General features: G+C 58.6%; 6 protein-coding genes and 1 tRNA gene. 3 read left to right on the top strand and 4 right to left on the bottom strand.

Going from position 1 to position 4,898, the window contains the following annotated elements; translation table 11 throughout:
- A partial coding sequence (gene sufT, locus HUJ17_RS07940; protein WP_290510191.1) for a putative Fe-S cluster assembly protein SufT occupies positions 1-483 on the top strand: 483 nt, incomplete at its 5' end.
- A gap of 99 nt (positions 484-582) precedes the next feature.
- Complete coding sequence (locus HUJ17_RS07935; protein WP_290510190.1) at positions 583-1,029, top strand: SufE family protein; 447 nt, start codon at positions 583-585, stop codon at positions 1,027-1,029.
- 147 nt (positions 1,030-1,176) lie between these two features.
- Here HUJ17_RS07935 and HUJ17_RS07930 read toward each other — a convergent pair whose 3' ends face one another.
- The 4 genes from HUJ17_RS07930 to iscR form a co-directional block, all read right to left on the bottom strand.
- On the bottom strand, positions 1,177-1,740 hold the full coding sequence (locus tag HUJ17_RS07930) for a heme NO-binding domain-containing protein (protein ID WP_290510189.1): 564 nt from the start codon (positions 1,738-1,740) through the stop codon (positions 1,177-1,179).
- A gap of 313 nt (positions 1,741-2,053) precedes the next feature.
- Positions 2,054-2,620 (bottom strand): heme NO-binding domain-containing protein, encoded by a 567-nt coding sequence (locus HUJ17_RS07925; RefSeq protein WP_290510188.1) that lies wholly within the window; start codon positions 2,618-2,620, stop codon positions 2,054-2,056.
- Between the two features lie 94 nt (positions 2,621-2,714).
- A complete protein-coding gene (locus HUJ17_RS07920; RefSeq protein ID WP_290510187.1) occupies positions 2,715-3,866 on the bottom strand; it encodes an IscS subfamily cysteine desulfurase in 1,152 nt (383 codons plus the stop codon).
- 136 nt (positions 3,867-4,002) lie between these two features.
- Positions 4,003-4,467, bottom strand: a complete 465-nt coding sequence (gene iscR / locus HUJ17_RS07915) for a Fe-S cluster assembly transcriptional regulator IscR (RefSeq protein WP_290510186.1) — start codon at positions 4,465-4,467, stop codon at positions 4,003-4,005.
- A 215-nt stretch (positions 4,468-4,682) separates the two neighbouring features.
- On the opposite strand from iscR, the gene HUJ17_RS07910 reads away from it, so the two are divergent.
- A tRNA-Met gene (locus HUJ17_RS07910) sits at positions 4,683-4,759 on the top strand.
- Positions 4,760-4,898 lie beyond the last annotated feature (139 nt).

Genomic DNA, 4,898 nt, shown 5'->3' with positions numbered 1-4,898 from the left:
GGCACCCGCATCACCATCCCCAAGAACAGCTTCGTCAATCTGCGCCAGGCCCTGGGTGGCACCTACACGGTGACCATCAATGGCAATATGGCGCGTATCGACGGTACCGACGCAGACGCAATCGGCCAGGAACCGCTGAAGCTGGACTTTGCCCCCGCCAACGAGGATGGCAGTGTGCGCCAGGACGACCTGGACAACACCCTGCAGACCATCTTCGACCCGGAAATCCCGGTCAGCATCAAGGAGCTGGGGCTGGTGTACGGCTGCGATGTGATCCAGCGTGACGGCGAGAATGTGGTGCAGGTACGCATGACCCTCACCGCCCCCAACTGCGGCATGGGCCCGGTACTGGTAGGCGATGTGGAGGACCGGCTCGGCAAGGTTCCCAACGTGAACAAGGTGGAAGTGGCCCTGGTTTTCGATCCACCCTGGAGCCGCGATATGATGAGTGAAGAGGCTCAGCTCGAGCTGGGAATGTTTTAGAAGCTGCAAGCTACAAGCTTCAAGCTACAAGGGGAAAACCCGGGTTTAGCTTGCGGCTTGAGGCTTGCGGCTTACAGCCATCTCTGGAGTGCAAGCGACGTGTTCGATATCCGCAGCATCACCCTTGGCGAGAAAATTACAGCCGAGGACATCAGTGAAGATCTGGAATTCCTGGATGACTGGGAAGAGCGCTATCGCTATATCATCGACCTGGGCAAGCAGTTGCCCGAGCTGCCTGATGAGCTGAAGACCGAAGACCGTTTTGTGCGCGGCTGTCAGAGCCAGGTGTGGCTGGAAACAGACTACGACAGCGACGCGGACACTCTCTACCTGGCAGTGGATTCAGATGCCCTGATCGTCAAGGGTCTGGCCGCTATAGTGATGGCCGCCCTGAACCGTCAGTCCCCTCAGGCCATCCACGATTACGACATGGATGCCTTCTTCGACCGCATCGACCTGCTCAACCACCTCAGCCCAACCCGCGGCAACGGCCTGCGCGCCATGGTCGGCAAGATCAAACAGCAGGCCCAGGCACTAACCGCCTAGCCTCCGCTCCGCAAAAAGCATTTCACCACAGAGCTCACAGAGAAAGGGTGTTTATCCTCAGTGAACTCTGTGCCCTCTGTGATAAATTGCTTTTGACCTGGTTCTGGAACTCGTCGTCCGAGAAGACGGCACAACACCACGTACGCCTTACACCGCCTCCCTGGCTTCCGTCTTGTTCGGCTGGATATGGAACACAAACCGCTGCTCCCCGCCCTCACCCGCTTCTGAACCGAGCAGGCTGGCGGTTTCATTGAAATAGGCAGCTACGCCTTTCACCGAGCCATGAATCATGGCGGCCATATTGCGGTGGGAGTAATAGTGGATTTCCAGGGTATCATCGCCGCGCTTGTGGACCAGAATATTCGGCGCCATAGCCGTCGGGTCCTTGAGTCGCAGTATGCGTTCATGGATCTGCTGCATGTTCAGCAGGAACGTCATGGCGTCCCAGCCCGAGGGAATCATGGCCTGGTACATATCGATCAGCGGGCCGATAACCCACTCACCGAAATCTGCCAGCAGATCATCCCGGCGCAGGCCGGTGGCCGATTCCGCCGCCCGCAGCAGTGCTTCCATTTCCTCATCCGGATACAGCGCCACCGGCAGGTAGGTCTTGCCCTGCAAACCGGCCGTGGAGACTACCTCCCCCCAGGCGTCAGTGCCGATAAATTCATCCAGGTACCGCTTGAAATTGGTCACGATCACGCCATGCATGTCACTGCTCCTGCGCCGGCTCTCCCACTATCACAGCAAGAGCTGTGCCGCATGCACGACCGTCCAACCAGACCACGCCACCACTGGCCCGGCGAATGTCTACCCGCTCACAGCCAGGTGACATAACCGGTCACATTTTTCTGTTTTTGCGCGTTTTATCCCCCTGAAGGTAAAGCTATAAGGGGGGAGGCGGGCACCGTTGGAGCTTTGCTCGCAAAGCCAAGGGTGGACTTCCATGGCGATTAAAAGCTTCGCCTTGCAAGCAAGGCTCCAACGGATAATGAGGCAACAGTGCCTCTTGCTTCAGTGCCGCTCAGACCACGTCCCGCGTCACCTGCTCGCCGGCGGAGATGCGCATGATGAAGGTCCTGTGGGTGCCCACCACCCGCTTCTCCTCCATCAGCGCCGCCTTCTGGCCATAATAGTCGGCAACACCATAGACACAACCCAGCGCCAGATAACTCATATCCCGGTGCGACTGATACTCCACCTCCAGCAGTCCCGGCGAGATTTCCGACACATTGATATGCGGCGGCCTGGCGCTGGCATCTTTCATGCGCACCACCCGCTCGTGAATCCGGTCGTCGATATTTTTCAGGAAGGTCACCGCATCCCAGTCCTCGGGGATAAAGGAGCGATACATTTTCATAAGAGGGGGAATCACCCAGGCACCGAAATCCTTGAGAATCTCGTCGCGGCCCTGACCGGTGATCTCCACTGCTGCCGCCAGAAGATCATCCAGATCACTGTCCGGGTACATGCTGATAGGAATAAAGGCCTTGCCGGTCAGCCCGGCCTTGTCGCGCAGAGTATCCCAGGCGTCCTCGCCCAGTTTTTCTTCAACGTATTTTTTCAGGTTGGAAATAATAACGCCGTGCATGGAGCCCCCTCCCATTCAGGTGTGTATCCACCATAGCAGGGAGCTCTCAACCCGCTGAAAACCGCTCAGGCCATGAAATGCGCCGCCGGTTCAGTCAACTGGCAACTTTTCTCAGTCGCTGGATGACCTCGATCACATTTTCGATCACCCGGTCGATATCCGCTTCTGAGGTAAAGCGACCCACCGAGAAACGAATGGAACCATGGGCCAGCTCGTCCGGCACACCCATGGCCTTGAGCACATAGGAAGGCTCCAGAGACGCAGAGGTACAGGCGGAACCGGAAGACACTGCCGCCTGATTCAGGGCAGTGAGCAACATCTCGCCGTCCACCCCGGCGAAAGCCACGTTCAGATGCCCGGGCAGGCGCGGCGCGCCGTCACCATTGATGCTCACCCCTTCCAGCTGACTGATGCCCTGCCAAAGGCGGTCACGCAGCCCGGCAATACGCGGCCCCTCTTCATCACGCACCCGGGCCGCCAGAGCAAAGGCTTCGCCCATACCAACGATCTGGTGGGTGGGCAGGGTCCCGGAGCGCATGCCGCGCTCGTGGCCGCCACCATGAATCTGGGCCGCCACCTTCACATCCGGTGAACGGCGCACGTACAGGGCACCGATCCCCTTGGGTCCGTAAATCTTGTGGGCACACACCGACACCATATCCACCGACACGGCCTGCACATTCAAATCCAGCTTGCCCACACTCTGGGCCGCATCGGTATGGAACAACACACCGTTCTCGAGGCACAGGGCGCCGATGGCGGCGATATCGTTGATTACCCCGGTCTCGTTATTGGCGTGCATCACACTCACCAGCACGGTGTCCTCACGGAGCGCCTCGGCCACGCTCTGCGGGTCGATACGGCCATCGGCCGCGGGGGTCAGGTAGGTCACCGGGTGGCCCTGCTTTTCCAGCCAGCCACAGGCATCCAGCACCGCCTTGTGTTCGGTGGCACTGGTAATCACATGGCCACCCCCACGGGCTTCGATCACGCCCTTGATGGCCAGATTGTTGGCCTCGGTGGCACCGCTGGTCCAGACGATCTCCCGTGGGTCCGCCTGCAGCAGATCCGCCACCTGGCGGCGGGCGGATTCCACCGCTTCCTCTGCCAGCCAGCCATACAGGTGGCTGCGGGAGGCAGGATTGGCGAAGGTCCCTTCGGGACCGAGATGACGGACCATCACATCAACCACCGCCGGGTCTACCGGGGTGGTTGCCGCGTAGTCAAGGTAAACGGCTTGGCTCATGGCTACAGGCTTGTGGCGATTGGCGTTGGCAAAGAAACAGAGAGGTAATTATACCTGAATCCACACCGTCATCGTGGCTGCCGGACAAAGGGGACGCTGTACCGACAAAGACTCTCGATGGGGATGCAGAGACAGGTTATACGCTACTGACAGACAGACGCTGATGTTGACGGTCCTGGCGCTGGGCCACCTGCTTCACTTCCTGGCGGGCCACCAACTCACCCAGGGAAATGCCGCTGAGGAACGTCTGGATCTGATCCGACAAATCACACCACAGGTGGTGGGTCAGACAGGTATCGCCCTCCTGACAATCCCCATGGCCGCCACAGCGGGTGGCATCCACGGACTCGTCCACCGCCGCGATCACCGCTGCCACATCAATATCCTCGCTGGGCCGGCTGAGCTGATAGCCCCCGCCAGGCCCGCGCACGCTGTTCACCAGGCCATTACGGCGCAACTTGGCGAACAACTGCTCCAGATAGGAAATGGATATACCCTGACGATCGGAAATATCCGCCAGCGACACCGGCCCCGTGGCCGCATGCAATGCCAGATCCAGCATCGCCGTCACCGCGTAGCGACCTTTTGTAGTCAACCGCATATCCACACCCTTATTGCGTGTATTTGACGTGAAGCGTAGTAATCCTGAGCAATTTGGTCAAGTATTAACAGCACACAATTAAGAATCATTTTCATTTGATGTGCAACTATGGCAGATATCTCTCTTCTCCGCCAACAACTGATCAAACATTACCCACCCACGCACCCAGTGCTTGACACCCACCCCTCCCTCGCGGAAAATTCGCGACCTCAAATGGCAAGGTAGCTCAGCTGGTTAGAGCACAGCACTCATAATGCTGGGGTCGGCGGTTCAAGTCCGCCCCTTGCTACCAGATAAAGAAAAGGGGCCTGACGGAAACGTCAGGCCCCTTTTTGGTTTGTGCTCTTCAATGGTTACCCAATTCTTGCCCACGCCAGCGCGCAGAGCAAAACCTTCAACGCCTTTCCGACACGATAACGCTCGGCGTTTTT

The organism is Alcanivorax sp. (assembly GCF_014762765.1).
GTDB lineage: Bacteria > Pseudomonadota > Gammaproteobacteria > Pseudomonadales > Alcanivoracaceae > Alcanivorax.
The sequence above is the reverse complement of the archived record's forward strand: the minus strand, read 5'-3'. Positions and strand labels throughout refer to the sequence as shown.